The 17,384-nt window shown below is 56.9% G+C and carries 15 protein-coding genes; 4 read left to right on the forward strand and 11 right to left on the reverse strand.

The features are described from left to right. Positions 1–2 precede the first annotated feature (2 nt). From FNT36_RS04695 to FNT36_RS04720, 6 genes are all read right to left on the reverse strand, one after another. Positions 3–2,846 (reverse strand): sensor histidine kinase, encoded by a 2,844-nt coding sequence (locus tag FNT36_RS04695; protein ID WP_144844838.1) that lies wholly within the window; start codon positions 2,844–2,846, stop codon positions 3–5. A 34-nt stretch (positions 2,847–2,880) separates the two neighbouring features. Further along, positions 2,881–3,099 carry a hypothetical protein gene (locus FNT36_RS04700; RefSeq protein WP_144844840.1) on the reverse strand — a complete coding sequence of 73 codons (219 nt, stop codon included), beginning with the start codon at positions 3,097–3,099 and terminating at the stop codon, positions 2,881–2,883. Positions 3,100–3,205: 106 nt separating this feature from the next. After that, positions 3,206–4,684 (reverse strand): MFS transporter, encoded by a 1,479-nt coding sequence (locus tag FNT36_RS04705; protein ID WP_144844842.1) that lies wholly within the window; start codon positions 4,682–4,684, stop codon positions 3,206–3,208. Between the two features lie 105 nt (positions 4,685–4,789). Then, positions 4,790–6,373 carry a hypothetical protein gene (locus tag FNT36_RS04710; RefSeq protein WP_144844844.1) on the reverse strand — a complete coding sequence of 528 codons (1,584 nt, stop codon included), beginning with the start codon at positions 6,371–6,373 and terminating at the stop codon, positions 4,790–4,792. Positions 6,374–6,755: 382 nt separating this feature from the next. Continuing rightward, positions 6,756–8,012, reverse strand: coding sequence for an MFS transporter (locus FNT36_RS04715; RefSeq protein WP_144844846.1), 1,257 nt, complete (start codon positions 8,010–8,012; stop codon positions 6,756–6,758). A gap of 50 nt (positions 8,013–8,062) precedes the next feature. Next, a complete protein-coding gene (locus tag FNT36_RS04720; RefSeq protein WP_144844848.1) occupies positions 8,063–8,485 on the reverse strand; it encodes an IS1/IS1595 family N-terminal zinc-binding domain-containing protein in 423 nt (140 codons plus the stop codon). Between the two features lie 170 nt (positions 8,486–8,655). Between FNT36_RS04720 and FNT36_RS04725 the strand changes: the two genes are divergently transcribed. After that, on the forward strand, positions 8,656–9,585 hold the full coding sequence (locus FNT36_RS04725) for a flavin reductase family protein (RefSeq protein ID WP_144844850.1): 930 nt from the start codon (positions 8,656–8,658) through the stop codon (positions 9,583–9,585). Positions 9,586–9,676: 91 nt separating this feature from the next. Here FNT36_RS04725 and FNT36_RS04730 read toward each other — a convergent pair whose 3' ends face one another. Next, positions 9,677–10,261 carry a DUF2911 domain-containing protein gene (locus FNT36_RS04730; RefSeq protein ID WP_144844852.1) on the reverse strand — a complete coding sequence of 195 codons (585 nt, stop codon included), beginning with the start codon at positions 10,259–10,261 and terminating at the stop codon, positions 9,677–9,679. A 61-nt stretch (positions 10,262–10,322) separates the two neighbouring features. Between FNT36_RS04730 and FNT36_RS04735 the strand changes: the two genes are divergently transcribed. Then, positions 10,323–10,730, forward strand: a complete 408-nt coding sequence (locus FNT36_RS04735) for a hypothetical protein (protein WP_144844854.1) — start codon at positions 10,323–10,325, stop codon at positions 10,728–10,730. Here the strand turns inward: FNT36_RS04735 and FNT36_RS04740 are convergent. The 4 genes from FNT36_RS04740 to FNT36_RS04755 form a co-directional block, all read right to left on the reverse strand. Next, positions 10,727–12,010, reverse strand: a complete 1,284-nt coding sequence (locus FNT36_RS04740) for an MFS transporter (RefSeq protein WP_144844856.1) — start codon at positions 12,008–12,010, stop codon at positions 10,727–10,729. The genes FNT36_RS04735 and FNT36_RS04740 overlap by 4 nt on opposite strands. 301 nt (positions 12,011–12,311) lie before the next feature. Continuing rightward, a complete protein-coding gene (locus FNT36_RS04745; protein ID WP_144844858.1) occupies positions 12,312–13,355 on the reverse strand; it encodes a ligand-binding sensor domain-containing protein in 1,044 nt (347 codons plus the stop codon). Between the two features lie 81 nt (positions 13,356–13,436). Further along, positions 13,437–13,997, reverse strand: coding sequence for a DapH/DapD/GlmU-related protein (locus tag FNT36_RS04750; protein ID WP_144844860.1), 561 nt, complete (start codon positions 13,995–13,997; stop codon positions 13,437–13,439). A 189-nt stretch (positions 13,998–14,186) separates the two neighbouring features. Beyond that, positions 14,187–15,053, reverse strand: coding sequence for a hypothetical protein (locus FNT36_RS04755; protein WP_233635683.1), 867 nt, complete (start codon positions 15,051–15,053; stop codon positions 14,187–14,189). A gap of 141 nt (positions 15,054–15,194) precedes the next feature. On the opposite strand from FNT36_RS04755, the gene FNT36_RS04760 reads away from it, so the two are divergent. Both FNT36_RS04760 and FNT36_RS04765 read left to right on the forward strand, forming a co-directional pair. Continuing rightward, positions 15,195–16,772 carry an NAD(P)/FAD-dependent oxidoreductase gene (locus tag FNT36_RS04760; RefSeq protein WP_144844862.1) on the forward strand — a complete coding sequence of 526 codons (1,578 nt, stop codon included), beginning with the start codon at positions 15,195–15,197 and terminating at the stop codon, positions 16,770–16,772. A gap of 127 nt (positions 16,773–16,899) precedes the next feature. Further along, the gene (locus FNT36_RS04765; protein WP_144844864.1) at positions 16,900–17,262 is read left to right on the forward strand and encodes a CoA-binding protein; all 363 of its coding nucleotides are present in this window, start codon (positions 16,900–16,902) and stop codon (positions 17,260–17,262) included. The last annotated feature ends 122 nt before the right edge of the window (positions 17,263–17,384 follow it).

Genomic DNA, 17,384 nt, shown 5'->3' on the forward strand with positions numbered 1-17,384 from the left:
AGCTAGGCAGAATAAGAAGAACTGAACGGTATTGTAGCGCGCACTGGCGGCGCCAGCGGTAGCTCCACGAAGAAGCGGGCGCCCTGCTCGGGCGCACTCTCTACCCAAATGCGGCCCTGGTGCAGCTCCACTAGCTTTTTGGTGATAGCCAGCCCTAGGCCCGAGCCCTCAGGCTTGCGCATGTTCTGGTGCTGGGCTTGGAAAAACTTATCAAAAATCTGGTGGTGCTCGGCCGAGGCGATGCCTTTGCCATTGTCTTCCACGCACAGCAGCAGGGCGTCGGCAGCGGGCCAGGCCAGCACTCCAATGCGGCCGGTGCCGCCCGGCGGGCAGGCCTTCACGGCATTGCTGAGCAGGTTGATGAGCACCTGCATGAGGCGGTCGCGGTCGGCGGGCAGGGCCGGCAGGGCGGCGGGCACGTCGAGGTGCAGCGCAATGCCTTTGGCGCGGGCGAGCTGGCCCACGGCCTCGGCGGCTTCGGCGGCCACCTCGGCTAGCGCCACGGGGGCGCGCACCAGCGTGGCTTGGCCGCTCTCCAGCTTCTCTAGGTCGAGAATTAGCGAAATGAGGCGCGTGAGGCGCTCGGCCTCGCGGCCAATGGTGTTGTGGAATCGCTCGCGCTCTTCTTCTTCTAGGTCGGGATTGTCGGCTAATATCTCGGCCAAGGCTCGGATGCTGGTGAGCGGCGTGCGCAGCTCGTGCGTCACGGTGTATAAGAATTCGTCTTTCTGCTGGTCCAGGGCTTGCAGCTGCTGGTAGGCCTGGCGCAACTCGTCGGTGAGGCGCTGGAGCTGGCGGCTTTGCTTTTGCAGCTGGCGGTTGGCTTCGAGTAATTGCTGGCTTTCCTTGAGAATGCCTACCACGTTGTCGTAGCTAATTTGCTCTTCGCCCGCCACCGAGGCCAGTAGCAGCCGCGCCGAGGCCGGCCCTAGGGTGCCCGCCAGCAGCTTTTCGGCGTACAGCAGCAGGCGTGGGTCGGCCGGATTCGGGGCTTGGTACGTAGCGTCTAGTAGCTGGGCTTGAGGGTCAGTCGCGGCTGATTGATAGCTGGCGCCTGCTACTTGGTCATTGTTAATTGCCAAGGCGTCGGGGAAGCGCTTGGCGAAGGTTTGCAAGGCTTGGTTGGTCCGCTTCTTACCTAGGAAGCCAAGGAGCAGGGCGCGCACATCGGGCAGCAGTGGGTGGCCCTGCCAGCCGGCCACCTCCTCGGCTAGGCTGCGGCGCCGAAACACATCGACAAACACGTCAGCCTGGCGCAATTCGAGCGCGCTCGGTGGCCAGGCCAGCGACGCGCCCACGTAGAGGCCGATGTTGAAAAACCAGCTCCAGAACAAGCCGTGCGACAAGTAATCGAGCCCCTCCAGTCCCAGCAGCGCGCCGGGCCGCAGGGCGCTGATGCCCTCTACCCCGGCCGTTAAAATGGACTCGGGCAGCCGGCCCGGCCCCACCACTGTGGGCACCACCAACGTGAAAAACCACACCGCAAACCCCGCCAGCAGCCCCAGCGTAGCCCCGCGCCGCGTGCCGCCCTTCCAGTATAGCCCGCCCAGCACGGCGGGCACAAACTGCGCCACTGCCGCGAAGGAAACCAAACCAGTGTTCACCAGCGGCAGCTGCCGGCCCACGGCCACGTAGTAGCCGTAGGCTAAAGCCAGCACTAGCACCACGGCACCACGCCGGCTTTGCAACGCCACCCGCCCTAGGTAGGCAAACCGGCGCTGCTGCCCGCCCGCCCGGCCCGATACCTCACGCACCAGCAGCGGCATCAGCAAGTGATTGCTAATCATCACGCTGAGTGCCACCGTCTCCACGATAATCATGCTGCTGGCCGCCGATAGCCCCCCTAGGTAGGTGAGCAGCGCTAGCCACGAGTGCCCCGTGGCCAGCGGCAAAGCCAGCACAAACGTGTCGGCGTCGAAGTTGCTGTCACCCAACCGCAGCATTCCCCCAAAAGCAATGGGCAACACGAAAATATTGATAATGAGCAAGTACAGTGGAAACAGCCACATGGCCTTACGCAGGTGGTCCTCAGCTACATTTTCGACCACCGCCACCTGAAACTGGCGCGGCAGCAGCAGCACCGCCGACATACTCAGCACTAGCAGCGTGAACCACTCGGCACTGCTAGTGCCGGCGCCATGCAGGGTAAAGAGCCGGGCCAGCGCCGGCCGGGCCGCCGCCTGGTCAAACACATCGTCAAAGCCGTGAAATAGCCCAAACGTGACGAAGCCGCCCAACACTAGAAAGGCCAACAGCTTTACCAAACTTTCTAGGGCCACGGCCAACACAATGCCTTCATGGCGCTCGGTAGCCTCGACCGAGCGCACCCCGAAGAGAATAGTGAATACCGCCAGCACGCCGGCCGTAAACAGCGCCGCCACGCTAGCCTCGACCCGCCCGCCGCTGCCCACCAACACTACAAAAGAGCCAGATATAGCTTTGATTTGGAGTGCAATGTAGGGCACCACACCTAGCACGCACACCGCTGTCACGAGGGCACCTAGGGCCGCGCTCTTACTGTAGCGCGCCGAGATGAAGTCGGCAATGGACGTAAGCCGCTGCTGCCGGCACACCCGCACTATTTTGCGCAGCACCAGCCACCAAGCCGGGGCCAGCAGCGCCGGCCCTAGGTAGATACCCACGAAGCTGAGCCCCTGGTGCGCCGCCCGCCCCACCGAGCCATAATAGGCCCAGGCGGTGCAATAGACGGCCATGCTCAGGGCGTACACGTAGGGGTTGGCGACCAGGCTTTGGCGAGTAGCCGACCGGCGCTCGGCGGCGTAGGCCACGCCGAAAAGCAGGGCCAGGTAGCCGAAGGAAAAGCCGATAACCAACAGTTTATTCACCGCAATAGCCGGTTTGCCGGGGCGCGCCCCGCGTTCAGGAAGTCTTGCTGACCAGCCAGCCGGTCAGGCTAATAAGCAGGGCCCAGATGAGCAAAATGTACCAATACAGCACGGGCACACCCGCCACGCGCCCCCCGTAGTCGAACGCGGCCAACAAAGGAAAATTGAGCAGCACTCCAAACAGCCCCGCCACGAACAGCAGCCGCTGCCCCCGGGGGCGCTCGGTATCGGGTGGGGTTGGGTCAGGTTTCATAAGGGTAGGCCTTCACTTTAAGCAAAAAACCCGCCTGGCGCTTTGCCAGGCGGGTTTTAGCGCGGACTTTTGGTCCACTAGCGCATGTGCAACGGGTACTCGCGGACTAGCTGTCCATCAGCTTTACGTTGCGGGTGTCTTTCATCATGGCCATGCCCACTAAGAAGCAGATTAAGGCAATGACCACTGGATAAACCAGACCCACTAGGCTGCTGTGCTCCTTGGCAAAGGTGCCAGCTGGCTGAGCTGCGGCCCACACGCCGATGGATGTAGCGATGAGCGGCACGAAGCCACCAAACACACCATTACCAATGTGATAAGGTACCGATAGCGAGGTGTAGCGCACGCTGGTCGGGAACAGCTCAACGAGGTAGGCGGCGATGGGGCCGTATACCATCGTCACGAACAGCACGAGGCAGAACACGAGCGCAATCATGGCCGGAATGTTGGGCGTGAGGGCCTTCATAACGGCGGGCACGGCCTTACCGGCGGCGTCCACGGTGGCGGGGGTAATCTCGGTGAGCGGCCCAGCAAACGCCTTGATGCCGTAGAAGAGCGGAATGGTGAACAGCGCCCCACAAATCATGCCCGTCATGATGATTTTCTTCCGCCCGATGCGGTCGGAAAGTGAGCCAAAATACACGAACAGCGGCGTGGCCAGCAGCATGGCCACCACCATGATAATGCTCGAATGCACGATGTCAAGTTTCAGCGTGGCATTCATGAAGGTGAAAGCCTGAAACTGACTGGTGTAGAAGATAACACCTTGGCCCATAGTCACCCCGAAAAGAGCGATAAGCACCAGGCGACGGTTAATCGGGTTCACGAAGGAGTCGCGCAGCGGGCTCTTGCTGGTGGTACCAGTAGCCTTGGCTTTTGCAAAAAGCGGCGATTCGTGCAGCTTCTTGCGGATGTAGTACGAAGCGATAACCAGGGCGCCCGAGAGCAGGAACGGAATGCGCCAACCCCACTCTTTAAAGGCCTCCTCGCCCATGAGCTTGCGGGTAATCAGGATAACCGAAATGCTGAGGATAAGGCCACCCGTGGCCGTAATCTGGATGAAGCTGGTGTAGTAGCCGCGCTTGGCATCAGGGGCGTACTCGGCCACGTAGGTAGCCGCCCCGCCGTACTCGCCACCTAGGGCCAGGCCCTGCAACAAGCGTAGAATCACAACGATAACCGGGGCCGCGTAGCCAATAGAATCGTAGCTCGGAATAAGGCCCGTGATAAATGTGGCCCCGCCCATAATCAGCAGCGTGACCAGAAAGGTGTATTTGCGCCCTATCATGTCGCCGAGCCGGCCAAAGAACATGGCCCCGAATGGCCGCACCACAAAGCCCGCCCCAAACACGGCCAGCGCCCCAAGCAACGTATCCTCAATCTTGCCGGCGTGCCCAAATAGCACCGGCCCGATAATGGCCGCGAGCGAGCCAAAAATGTAGAAGTCGTACCACTCGATGACCGTGCCCACCGACGAGGCCGTGATAACCTGCCGGATGGTTTTGGTATCGACGTGGTTGTTGTCGTGCGCCGCTGGCGCGTCCAGCGCCGCGCCGTAGGCGGCGGGGTTTAGGCTTTGTTCCATGAGATTTTTGGGTGGGGAAATAGAGTTTTTAATTGTTAATGGTTAGTTATTAATTGTTAATGGCAACTTATCAACGCTGGGCATTAACAACTAACAACTAACCACTTATAGAAACACCTGCGTTTGCAGCGTGATTTCGGGGCGGTGGCGCACCTCGCCGGCCACACCCACGCCACCTACCGTGGTCATGTTGAAGTCGGGACGCTCGCGGTAGTTGAGGGTCACTTTGGCGTTGTGGCCATCGATGAGGAAGTTGAGGCCCGCATCGTACACATTCACGCCTTGCACTTCGCCGGCGGCGTTGCGCAGGCCCTCGTAGTTGCTGTGCAGGTAGGCCACGTAGGGCTGCAAGCGCACCTTAGTACCTAGGGTTTTCTTGCCTAGCAAAAAGCCTAGCTGCCCATATACCGAGCCGCCGGTGCCCGACTGTGGCACAGCATTGCCGCGGTAGGCGCTGGCGCCGTAGCCGGGGTTTTCGGCCCCCACAAAGCGCACGTAGTTAGGCCCAAAGTTGTAGTTGTAATACACCCCGTAGAAGGTGACGGCCGTGCGCCGGGCCGTGTCGAGCGGCGTATCGAAGAACGCATCAACGCCGAAGAGCTTGATGTCATGCTTGGTAGTGGGCACAGTGGCAAACAAGTCTGGCGTCGCAGTGGAGTTCGACAATGTCACAACGTTATTGGTAGGCCGCGAGTACATGCCGTTTTGGTTGTACATGAAGCCTGCGCCAATGCTCAGCACCTTCTTAGTGCCTAGGTAGGTTCCCTGCGTGTAGGGCAGCAGATTGGACTCGGGCTCAAAGAAGTTGTAGCTGAAATAACCCTGATAGACATGGCCATCATTCTGGGGGTTATAGTTGGCTACGTTGGTACCCGTGCTGGTGATGCCAATGGCAGTCCCTTGCGTATTAAAATTAGTTACGCTGTTTCCTAAGGCCAGCGGGTTGCCGGTTTGCACGCCCCCCACCACGTAAGCCGTGTTAGTGGGCAGGTTGGTCAGGAAGGGGTCGCTCATCGAAACTCGGTAGTCAAACTTGCCCACCCGGCCCTTGGCAAACACCCCAATCCAACGCGCAAACTGGTCGAGCGCGTCGATGGTCGGGAAGTTGGTGAGCGGCAAATCCATCGACAAGATGCTCGTGGTGCTGGCGTTGCTCAGGCGCGAGATACCGTTGTAGTAGTGCAGGCCCGCCCCCAGGTTGAGGTACTTGTTGACCTTGTACTCCGTCACAGCCTCGTGAATGAAGAACTGCGGCTTTTTACCATCGACCGTAGGCGATACGCCGCCGCTCACGTTGTTTTGGTTGTTTATACCTAGGTGAGTATAAATGAGGAAGCGAGGGCTAAGCTGGGCCAGCAGCACCATGCGCGAGCGCCGGATACCGAAGTCGAGCTGGCTGCTTTTGGGCTCGCTGGGTCCGCGCAGCGTGCCCGTGTTGTTCTCGTTGTAGCGCACATACACCTGGGTCCAGGCCATCAGGCGCACATACTTCTGGCCATCAGGCGAGAGGTTGAACTTCATACCTGAGCCATAGGGCACCGGCTTGGTGGGGGCCGGCGGCGTAGGCGGCGGCGCAGGGGCAGCGGGCGCAGGCGCAGGCGCCGAAGGAGCCGGCGGTGCTACTTGTGCGGTGGCAACCCCAGCCAGCAGCAGGCCGCTCAGCGTGAGCGAATAACGAGTAACTTTCATGAAGAGTGGGTGGAAGTAGAACGGGTGAGCCAACAGCCGCAGCCTTGACACTACCAAATAGCAACCTCCCTACCCCTGTCGCTACCACCCAGCTATACTTTTGCTAATCATATAGCCAAAGTATTTATTTTGCTCAAATACAGCGTTATCCATCTTCTGACTCGAATACCTAACTGTTTCTTTCAGTATCAATATTGCTTTTCAAGCTAATTATTACAATTTTCGAAGCTATACCTAGCAAGCAAACCTATAGTAGTTTAGCGATAAAGAGTATAACTTTGGGGCTTACACTATACGTTTTACCTTAAAAGCCAAACGGCAGCCCCTGCGCGGAAGCTGCCGTTTACCAACCACTTAGGGCGGTCAGTTGCTGCGAAGGCTCTTACTCCACATAGTTCAAGTCCTTAGAATAGGTATCGGGGAGCGTGCTGGCGCTGAAAAACGCTAGGGCCAGTAGCACGGCCCCAATGACGCCCGCACTGCCAACCATGCCTAGGGCGGGCACCGTGCGCAGGTATTGAAAGCAGGGCACTACTACCACCGTGGCGCCCCGGGCAAAGTTGGGAATGGTAGTGGCTACCGTCGAGCGCAGATTGGTACCAAACTGCTCGGCGGCCACCGTCACAAACAGGGCCCAGAAGCCCCCCGCGTAGCCAATGGCGAAGCAAGCCGCATAAAATACTGTGCTGCTAGCCCCGCGCAGCCCAAGTAGGTATACCGCCACCATGATGCTAGTGGCCACGATAAAGAGCTGCAGCGTGCGGGTGCGGCTGCGCAGCAGCTGGCTCAGCGCGCCGCTGGTGAAGTCGCCCAGGGTGAGGCCGAAGTAGCACCAGAAGATGCTGAGGCCGCCCGTCACGGGTGCTTGCAGGCCAAACTGCTTGCCAAACTCCGGGGCTAGGGTAATAAGAATGCCCACTAAAAACCAGAACGGGGTGCCGATGAACAGGCAGCGCAAGTACTTATAAAAGCGTGGTCCGTTGGTAAATAAGCTTAGAAAATTACCCCGCGCCACGTCGGTAGTCTTAGCCTGCTCAAACATGCCCGACTCGAACACGCCCGCCCGCAGCGCCAGCAGCCCTAGGCCCAGCCCGCCCCCAATAAAGTAGGCGTTGCGCCAGCCAAACTGCTGCCCTATCCAGTACGCCACCATGGCGCCCGACACGCCCACCGAGGCCACAATCATGGTGCCGTAGCCGCGCTTTTCTTTGGGCAGGCTCTCGGCCACTAGCGTGATGCCCGCGCCCAGCTCGCCGGCCAACCCGACGCCCGCAATCAGGCGGAGCCACGCGTACTGCTCTACACTGGTTACAAAGCCGTTGGCAATGTTGGCCAGCGAATACAGCAGGATGGAGCCGAACAATACCGAGAGCCGCCCGCGCTTATCGCCGAGCACACCCCACAAGATGCCGCCCAGCAGCATCCCCCACATTTGCATGCTCAGCAGGTGCAGGCCCTCGTCGGTGAGGGTGGCCTCGGGCACCCCAATGCCCTTCAGGCTTTCGACCCGAATGATACTGAATAGCACCAGGTCATATATGTCTACAAAATACCCTAGGGCGGCTACCACAACTACGGCGCTGAACAAGCCAACGGGAGGCCGCTCGGCCGCCGGAGAGGAAGATTGAACTGCTTTCATCAAGAAGTAAAAGAAGGAAAAAGTATGCTGCTCTACGCCAGCCGCGGCCCCTACCCTGCCCGAAACCGCTCCCAGCGTATCATCATGTATTTGTCGCCCAGCTCCGTCACGACCAAACCCGCGCTTTTCAGGTTTTCTGGCTTCTGAAAGAATTCTGACAACTCCTTTTGATTCAGAATCTTGTAGGTTGGGTGATAATCAGTCTGGCGGGGCACTTTAATGCCATATTTCTTTACCCAATTCATCACGCTCACGTGGCTCACGCCGAGCAGTCGCTCTATCTCGCGGTAGCTCACGCCCTCAATGTAGAGCTGCAAGGCCTTTACTACGTAGTAGGGGTTTACCTCGCGCCCTACCTTATCCACGGTGTAGTGGTAGCTGCAGGCTTTGCACTTAAAGCGCTGGCGCTCATTTATCACGCCACTTTTGGTCGCTTCTTTCGAGTCGCATTTGGGGCAGGTAGGTACCGACATGGGTGGGAAAGGTAGGAGCACCTAAAGCTATAGGTAGTAAGCAAATGTATAGCCTTTTAGCAAGTATCCTAACGCGATTTTACAGGTAAGCCCAGCAGCTACGGGCCGAGCGCCTGGCGTGGGGCCGTGCCGACCCGCCGTAGCTTTGGCCTCTCAACTGCTAGCTACTTATGTCTATCCCTGCCACCCGCCCCGTTGACCCTGCCGAGCTGCCGACCAACGACTTTTACCAGTTCATGATTAGCTCGGTAGCGCCGCGCCCCATCGCGTTTGTCAGCACCGTATCGGCAGCGGGCGCCGTGAATTTAAGCCCTTACAGCTTCTTTACCGTGGTGAGCTCCAACCCGCCTATTTTGGTATTTTCGCCCACCAGCCGGGGCACCGATAACTCGGAGAAGGACACGCTGCGCAACGTGCGTGAGGTACCCGAAGTGGTGGTTAATATCTGCGATTATTCGCTGGTCGAGCAGCTGTCATTGGCCAGCGCCGAGTACCCGGCCAGCGTCAATGAGTTTACCAAGGCCGGCCTCACCGAAGTAGCTTCGACCAAAGTGCGCCCGCCCCGCGTGGCCGAGTGCCCAGCGGCTTTCGAGTGCGTAGTCGAGCAGCTGATTGGCCTAGGTGATGGTCCCGGCCACGGCACGCTGGTGGTGTGCCGCGTGGTGCAAGGGCACTTTCGCGAGGCGCTTCTGCTAGATGGTCGACCCGGCCTCGACCCGCGCAAGTTTGAGGCGGTGTCGCGCCTCAACGGCGATTGGTACAGCCGCCTCTCGCCGGCCAGCCTCTTCTCAGTGGCGCGGCCCAACCGCCGCCTAGGCATCGGCTTCGACGAGTTGCCCGAGCCCATCCGGCACAGTAGCTTGCTTACCGGCAACCACCTGGCACGCCTCGCCAACACCGAGCGCGACGCCCTGCCCACCCCCGCCCAGGTCGAAGAAATCAAAACAGAGCCGATGGTGGCCTACCTCCTTAATAAGCACCGCGCCGATGCCACTGAGCAGGCCACCCAGTTCACGCTGCTGGGCCGGCAGTGGCTGGAAGAAGGCAAAGTAGCCGAAGCCTGGCGCGTGCTGTTGCTGGCACTAGCCCCGGCTACCTAGGGCTCTTTTGCAGCTAAAAAAAGGCCAAGCTACCTACCTCAGCGAAGGTGCGTAGCTTGGCCTTTTCGAGTAGTTAGATGACTGCCGACGCTTACTTTACCGTGAAAGAAGCAGCGGTTTTAGCCCACTCCATCGTCACTTTGCCCGACTTATCGGCCATGATGGTGAATTGCTCAACGGGCGTGGCGATAGCCTTTGGCTTCACCTTCACCCGCAGCACGTCGTCAGCGGCTTTGTAGTCGTAGGCCCCCCACTGCTTGGCAGTTTTGTTGAAGATGATAGTCCACTCGCTGGGGCCGGGGATGGTGAACAGACTGTAGGTACCTGCGGGCAGCGCCTGGCCTTCAATCTTCACGTCCTTGCTCACTGTGAAGGTGGTGGCTTCGTTAGCGCCCGTGCGCCACACCTCACCATTGGGGGCCAGGGGACTTTTCTCGCCAAAGGCCGCGCGGCCTTTCAGCGACGGGCGGCTGTAGTCGATGGTGACGTCGGTGCCGCGCACCGTGGTTTTGACCACGGCCGGCGGGCTCGGACGCTTAGATTTATCTTCGGGCATCTTGGCCGGCGCGGTGGCGGGCGCCGGAGTTTGGTCTTGCGCCTGGACTGAATGAGCACTGAAAGCAAGCGCAGTAGCCGTGATAGCAGCTACCAAAAGCTGAGAAGAATAGAAACGCATATGGGGAAAAAGTAAGGTGTAGGCAGGAAAGTAGAAAGCCCAGCAATTAGTTTACGCAAGCATGTTATCCCAACTAAAAACCTATTGGACAGCAGTAGCTAATGTAGTGGCTAACCGGCCTTATGGCCCAAACGGCGCCGAAACGCGCCCCGCTAGCAAACACTTTGCACCAGGCGCTAAAGTCTACATTATCGACTACTTTCCTGGCACATGCAGCCGCGTAGTAGTGATAGGCTTGCATCGCAAGACAAAGCGCATGATAAAATTGATATTGGCGGTAGATTTTCTAGAAAATTTCAAATCAAAAGTCTGCTATACTCCAGCTGTCATTGCCTTAATCGAAGCGCACTTTGCCAGCGGTGATATTACGCGCTTGACTAAAGAATTCTCAGAATCACTGTGTGCCACCTTACCTATTTGGAAAGCCGAAGAAGTGAAGTACAAGACTCAGGAAAGACCGGCTTCTTAGGATACATCCATATGTCCGCGTGTGCGGGTTTCGCCCATGCGCCAGTATACTAGCAGCGAAAGCAGGGCACAGCCCGTCACGTACCAATAAAACCACTCTTCGCGGCCTTGCTCCTTGGCAAAGAGCGCGATGTACTCGGCAGTACCACCAAAGATGGCTACCGTGAGGGCGTAAGGCAGCCCTACGCCGAGAGCCCGCACCTGGGTTGGAAACAGCTCGGCCTTCACAATGGCCGAAATACTAGTGTAGGCACTCACCACAAACAAGGCTGCCACCAGCAGCCCGAAAGCCGCCCATGCACTGCTGGTGTGCGCTAGCAGCCGCAGCAGTGGCACCGTACCTAGGGTGGCCGCCACCCCAAAAAATAGCAGTACCGGCCGCCGCCCCACCCTATCCGAAATGGCACCCAGCAGCGGCTGAAACACCAGCGCCACCGCCATCGCCCCGAAGGAAATAAGCGTAGCCTGCTCTTTGCTGAAGCCGCTGGTGTTCACCAAAAACTTCTGCGCGTAGGTCGTAAACGTATAGAATGCTAGTGTGCCCCCTAGAGTAAGGCCCACCACCGTGAGGCTGGCCCTAGGATAAGCCAGTAGCTGCTTGAAAGCCGAAGGCTTGGCCGCGCGCGTGGCGGGAGCATCCTTATGCTCTTGCTCAAAAGCGTCTGTTTCGCGCATGTGCTGGCGCAAATAAAGTGCCCCTAGGGCCGCCCCGGCGCCAATTACGAAAGGTACCCGCCAACCCCAGTCCGTCATTTCGGTGGGCGACAAAAATTGCTGTAGGGTCAATTGCACGCTCAAAGCCAGCAGTTGCCCACCCATAAGCGTGAGGTACTGAAAGCTCGACCAAAAGCCCCGGTGCCGCGCCCCCGCCATTTCGGAGAGATAGGTGGCCGAGGTGCCGTACTCGCCACCCACGCTGATGCCTTGCAGCAGCCGTGCCAACAGTAGCAAGGCCGGCGCCCCCAGCCCTAGGGTGGCGTAGCCAGGGCTACAGGCTATGAGCAGCGAGCCGCCCGCCATCAATTGCACCGAGAGCAGCAGCGCCGCCCGCCGGCCCCGCTTATCGGCATACGCCCCGAGCAACGCGGCACCTAGGGGCCGCATCAAAAAGCCCACTGCAAAGATGGCCGCCGTATTCAGCAGCTGCGCCGTAGCGCTAGCCTTCGGGAAAAAGACCGGCGCGAAATACAAGGCAAACGCCGAGTACACGTACCAGTCGTACCACTCGACTAGGTTGCCGATGGAGCCAGAAATAATGGAGCGAAGTGGGGAAGCAGCCATAGCCGCGAAGGTAGCCGCGAGCGGCTTCGGACTGTTGAAGCCTGACGCCATTTTAGCACAGTGTACATCGCACCTGCTTATGGCATGGCAACTGTGCCTCCACTACCACAACACGGCAAACAGCACTAGCAATCATTGCAACGGATAACCACCGCCGCTTACCACGTTGCGGCAGATGAGGTGTAACCTCGTCATCAAGAGTTGGCACGAGTCATAGATTCGCCTAACCTCGCGCCAATCTCCGAAATTTATTTATCTGCCAACATAGCAGCAAAAAGTATAATGTGCATTCAGGCTTTAGCTAATATTTTATTTCGAAAGAATTTCCATTGAATCGATACACACCACTTGGATTTGCTCCTCCAAACCACAATTCACCTTGTTTACTTTTATATATAGTCCAAATATGCTTGCTTTCAATTCCGTTTTCTTTAGTAAAATTTTTCACGGAACTACCATTATATCTCCACACGCCGGACCCTACAGTCCCAAACCAGATATTACCTGCAGTATCCTCTGCAACTGAAAAAATCTTTTCAAGAGAGTTACCTTTCGTATATACCTTCTTTAACTTCTGCTGCGCAGTGAAATTGATTACCTTTTCTCCATCATATTTCAGAACGCCTATTCCATTATTACCAATCCAAATATTTCCTTTTCTATCTTCAATTATACTTCGAATATGCAAAAAACCGGTTTCTGCGTTTAACCCAAAATACTTATTATCCAATATATTAAAAGCTGAACCATTATACCTTATTATCGCACCGTAGGCCCCAAACCAAACGACTCCATTTTTACCTTTGACAAAAGGTGTTGAAATATAATACTTAAACCCATCCTCTGGCCTAGGTGTAACAGGAAACAGGCGGTAGGAAAGACTTTGGCCGTCGTACTGATATACCCCAGGATACTTCTCAAATTTATTGTAGCCCTCAATTTCATCGCCTTTAAACCAAAGGTCATCTTCAGCTAGCTTCCAATCGTTCTTTAAAGTATAGTTTCGTTCTTTATACGAAGCCATTTTCTTGCCATCATAGGTACTTAATCCTCTCCCGCATTCAAACCAAATTACACCATTTTTATCCTCATAAATATTCCTTACTTGGTTATCACTTAGCCCTTCCTTTGTTGTGAAATAGCGCAGCTTTCCGTCATGCAGTAAACACACTCCTTCGCTGTTGCTACCAAACCAACTATTTCCCTTGCTATCTTCTAAAATTGAGCGAACTCCAGTTGTATATTTTAGCCTTATGGGGCTTTGCTTATTACAAGAGCTTATTACAACACTCAGAAATACACCGTAAAGAATAAAGTTATTTCTGCATTTTAATTTCTCTCTCATACTGCCTTTTTCCTCAACTGGCGCGAGTTTAGCGCAAGGTAACCCGTACCAGCTGCGTGTAAAATTCAGAATTTAAGCACCCTAGGCGGCTTCAATCGTCTTAATTATCCTAGCCGGAATGCCGCCCACGATAGTATTGGCCGCCACGTCTTTGTGCACCACGGCACCTGCGGCCACCACGGCATTTTCACCCACCGTGACGCCGGGCAGAATGGTGGCGGCGGCCCCAATCCAGGCGTTGCGCTTTAGGTGCACGCCTCCTAGCAGCAAGGTCTTGCGCTGGGCCGGGTCGGTGGGATGGTTTTCGGTGATGAGGTTGACCTTGGGGCCAATCTGCACGTCGTCCTCAATCGTGATGCCGCCTAGGTCCAACATGGTGCAGGCGTGGTTGATAAACACGTTCTTACCGATGACGATGTGCCGCCCAAAATTGGTATGAAACGGAGCAAATACCCTTGTGCTGGCGTCGATGGGCCGGCCCGTGAGCTCGCTCAGCAGCGCGCGCACCTGGCTGGTGTCGGTGGCGGCGTTGAGAGCGGGCGATAGGCGCAACGCTCTGCTCACCACCGCCCACATCGCCGGTATTTCTGGGTCGTCCATGCGAATGGTGCCCCCAGCCAGCATTCGTGCGAAAATATCCATGCGCGCTTCGTTTTAATAGGGTGGATGGTTGGGCAGGTGGGCGGCGGGCTAACACTGGCCGCTCGCAACACTAGAATGCCCGTAGCGGCTAGGTCGCTAGGTGGTTGAGGGGCACGGGATATAGTATATCTCTATAGTGTCCCTAGGTCATTTCACTTTTAAACTATACCGTTATCGAATCAGTGAAAACTACTTCCTTACTTCATAAACCCCTTTTTCATCATTCCAAACGAGTTTACTATGATTCATGTCCCAGAAATTTTGCCACCACTTTGCATCCTTACTGCTATCAAATTTTGTATCTCCTAGCAGCATTCCTAAATAGGCAAATGTGTATGTATCAGGATTACAATACGACGCAGAAGAACCTTTGTCTTTTGGCATCTCATCCAAGTTATAGACTTTCTTTAGGCAGTTTTTTACTAGCTGTTGCTTTTGGGGATTGTCTTGTAAAGAAGTAATCAACGCTTGCATTGCAACTAAACTACTTATTTCCGGAATTTTTGCATTCTTATATTCAATAGGCTGATATTGCTCGACAGGCTTATTCGACAAATAGGCTAACCACTTACCTTTTAGCTCTTCAAGTTCTTTATCAGTTGAATTGGCAGTTACGAAACCAAAATTCTTATTAGTCAAGTTTTGCAGTAGCTGATTAGCTCTACCGCCAACCCTGAACAAGTCATTATCTACGACTAGACCTTTCCCTTCAAATAAAATATCCTTATTAAGAATTCTATCCCAAATAATCAACCTGCTTGTCCCTTGCAATTTAGTTTCTTGGTTATTCGCTAGCTGCTTAGCAAGACCCTCTAAATAAACTGCGTCTTTCGAGTAATTATTAACAGAAGCGTTTAAAGTTAGAAAGACAGCGCTCCAAGTTTTATCATTTATATTTTTCAGAAGAAGTTCTGATGACGTAAGGCCTTGGGCTGCATCATACATCTCCTTTGTATAATTCTCGATATTTTGCTGACTCCAAGAGGTCAATATCTTTTGAGAGAAGGATTCATAAGAGCAAAATACTAGCGATACGAGGAAGAATATTTTTTTCATGCCTGTCTTATATGGTCTGTAATAGCAAGACCAAGTGCGCCACAAGTATAAGTATTACTTGATACTCACGCCATTTGAATGGCTCACTTAGTCATCGTAAATTTGCGCTTGCTTAACGGCTAACTCCCGTTCGCCTACTTCATGAAACAAGAACTAGACCTGGCCCTCGCCCCCGAGGTAGCCTACAACGAGCTGGCCCGCTACGAGGCCATTCTGGCCGCCGCTGGCCTGCGCCCCGGCGAAGCCGATTTTGTCCACATCCGCAAGCGCTCACTCGATGCGCGGGGCCGCCGGCCACTCATCCGCCTGCGGGCCGACGTGTACGACCGCGCCACGCCTGCCCCCACCCGCGAGCTACTGGGACCATGGTTTGAGTACCCCGATGTACGCCAGGCGCGGCGGCAAGTCATTATCGTGGGGGCCGGGCCGGCGGGGTTGTTTGCGGCGCTGCGCTGCATCGAGTTGGGCATTCGGCCCATCGTGCTGGAGCGCGGCAAGGATGTGCGCACCCGCCGCCGCGACCTAGCCGCTCTTAATAAGGAGCACCTCGTGCATCCCGACTCGAACTACTGCTTTGGCGAGGGCGGTGCGGGCACCTACTCCGATGGAAAGCTCTACACCCGCGCTACCAAGCGCGGTGATGTGGGCCGCATCCTCAAGCGACTGGTGCAGCACGGCGCCACCCCCGATATCCTAGTGGACGCCCACCCCCACATCGGCACCAACAAGCTGCCCGCCGTGGTGCAAAGCCTGCGCGATGCCGTAATCGAGGCCAGCGGCGAGGTGCGCTTCGAGACGCGGGTCACGGATTTTATTCTTGAAAACAACCACTTGCGCGGTGTGGTCACGCACCGCGGCGAGGCCATCGAGGCCGAGGCTACCGTGCTGGCCACCGGCCACTCGGCCCGCGACATCTACGAACTGCTGCATCGGCGCGGCGTGCTTATCGAGGCCAAGCCGTTTGCCCTAGGGGTGCGCGTCGAGCACCCGCAGGCACTTATCGATCGGGCGCAGTATGGGCGGCCCGAGCGCGGCATTTTGCCGGCGGCCAGCTACGCGCTGGTCGAGCAAACCAAGGTGCGCGACGCGCAGCGCGGCGTGTTTTCGTTTTGCATGTGCCCCGGCGGCTTTATTGTGCCGGCAGCCACCGCGCCTGGCGAGGTGGTCGTCAATGGCATGAGCCCCAGCCGCCGCGACTCGCGCTTTGCCAACTCGGGCATCGTGGCGGCCGTGGAGCTGGCTGACATGGACGTAGCCCAACACGGTGTGCTGGCGGGCCTGCGCTTGCAGCAAGAAATAGAGCAGCGCGCCTGCCGCCTGGCCGGCAATACCCAGCTGGCCCCCGCCCAGCGCCTAGGTGACTTTTTGCAGAAGAAACTCTCCCCCACCCTACTCGAAACCAGCTACCAGCCTGGCTTGGTGAGTGTAGAGATGGACGCTGTACTCGGCCCTGCTCTCAGCGAGCGGCTGCGGCAGGGATTTCGCGCTTTCGGCCGCAAGATTCCTGACTTCGCCACCAACGCGGCCCAGATTGTGGGCGTCGAAAGCCGGACTTCCTCTCCGGTGCGCATTCCGCGCGATAACCACCACCTAGGGCACCCCGTGGTGGCCGGCCTGTACCCCTGCGGCGAGGGCGCGGGCTATGCGGGCGGCATCGTGAGCGCCGCGATGGACGGCGAGCGAGTGGCCGAAGCGCTGGCCGTATCCGTGGGGCGCTAAAACCCGTTTACCATTCCGGCTGTCATGCTGACGAAGGAAGCATCTTGTCAGGTTAGCTAATGACTGTCTCAACCTGACAAGATGCTTCCTTCGTCAGCATGACAACCAATTTTTAGCTTAATAAACCATGAAAACTCTCGTCCTAGGTGCCACCGACAACCCCGACCGCTACGCTTACCGCGCCGTGCATTCCCTCAAGCGCTACGGCCACGAAGTAGTGCCTGTGGGCATCCGCAAGGGCCAGGTGGCGGGCCTCGACATTCGCCTCGACCGTCCGCAGGAAACTGATATTGACACCGTAACGCTTTATGTGGGTCCGCAAAACCAACCCGGTTGGTACGACTACATTTTGAGCTTGAAGCCCCGCCGTATCATCTTCAACCCCGGCACTGAAAACCCTGAGTTGGAGCAGAAAGCGCAGGCCGCCGGCATCCAGACGGAAGAAGCGTGCACGCTAGTAATGCTGAGCGTGGGCCAGTACGAGAAGTAGGCCCGTCGGCCGCCTTCCACACTTGCCCTAGGTGCGGCGTGTCAGCCAAAAACTAAGAGGCCCCGGCTGCGGATTGGTAGTAGTACCAACCCGCGGCCGGGGCCTCTTACTGTGCTGCGCTC

The organism is Hymenobacter setariae (assembly GCF_007713685.1).
Taxonomy (GTDB): Bacteria; Bacteroidota; Bacteroidia; order Cytophagales; family Hymenobacteraceae; genus Hymenobacter; species Hymenobacter setariae.

Coding starts and splice junctions, on each gene's coding strand:
- FNT36_RS04700 (WP_144844840.1), bottom strand. CDS start 3,099: ATGAAACCTGACCCAACCCCACCCGATACCGAGCGCCCCCGGGGGCAG.
- FNT36_RS04705 (WP_144844842.1), bottom strand. CDS start 4,684: ATGGAACAAAGCCTAAACCCCGCCGCCTACGGCGCGGCGCTGGACGCG.
- FNT36_RS04710 (WP_144844844.1), bottom strand. CDS start 6,373: ATGAAAGTTACTCGTTATTCGCTCACGCTGAGCGGCCTGCTGCTGGCT.
- FNT36_RS04715 (WP_144844846.1), bottom strand. CDS start 8,012: ATGAAAGCAGTTCAATCTTCCTCTCCGGCGGCCGAGCGGCCTCCCGTT.
- FNT36_RS04720 (WP_144844848.1), bottom strand. CDS start 8,485: ATGTCGGTACCTACCTGCCCCAAATGCGACTCGAAAGAAGCGACCAAA.
- FNT36_RS04725 (WP_144844850.1), top strand. CDS start 8,656: ATGTCTATCCCTGCCACCCGCCCCGTTGACCCTGCCGAGCTGCCGACC.
- FNT36_RS04730 (WP_144844852.1), bottom strand. CDS start 10,261: ATGCGTTTCTATTCTTCTCAGCTTTTGGTAGCTGCTATCACGGCTACT.
- FNT36_RS04735 (WP_144844854.1), top strand. CDS start 10,323: ATGTTATCCCAACTAAAAACCTATTGGACAGCAGTAGCTAATGTAGTG.
- FNT36_RS04740 (WP_144844856.1), bottom strand. CDS start 12,010: ATGGCTGCTTCCCCACTTCGCTCCATTATTTCTGGCTCCATCGGCAAC.
- FNT36_RS04745 (WP_144844858.1), bottom strand. CDS start 13,355: ATGAGAGAGAAATTAAAATGCAGAAATAACTTTATTCTTTACGGTGTA.
- FNT36_RS04750 (WP_144844860.1), bottom strand. CDS start 13,997: ATGGATATTTTCGCACGAATGCTGGCTGGGGGCACCATTCGCATGGAC.
- FNT36_RS04755 (WP_233635683.1), bottom strand. CDS start 15,053: ATGAAAAAAATATTCTTCCTCGTATCGCTAGTATTTTGCTCTTATGAA.
- FNT36_RS04760 (WP_144844862.1), top strand. CDS start 15,195: ATGAAACAAGAACTAGACCTGGCCCTCGCCCCCGAGGTAGCCTACAAC.
- FNT36_RS04765 (WP_144844864.1), top strand. CDS start 16,900: ATGAAAACTCTCGTCCTAGGTGCCACCGACAACCCCGACCGCTACGCT.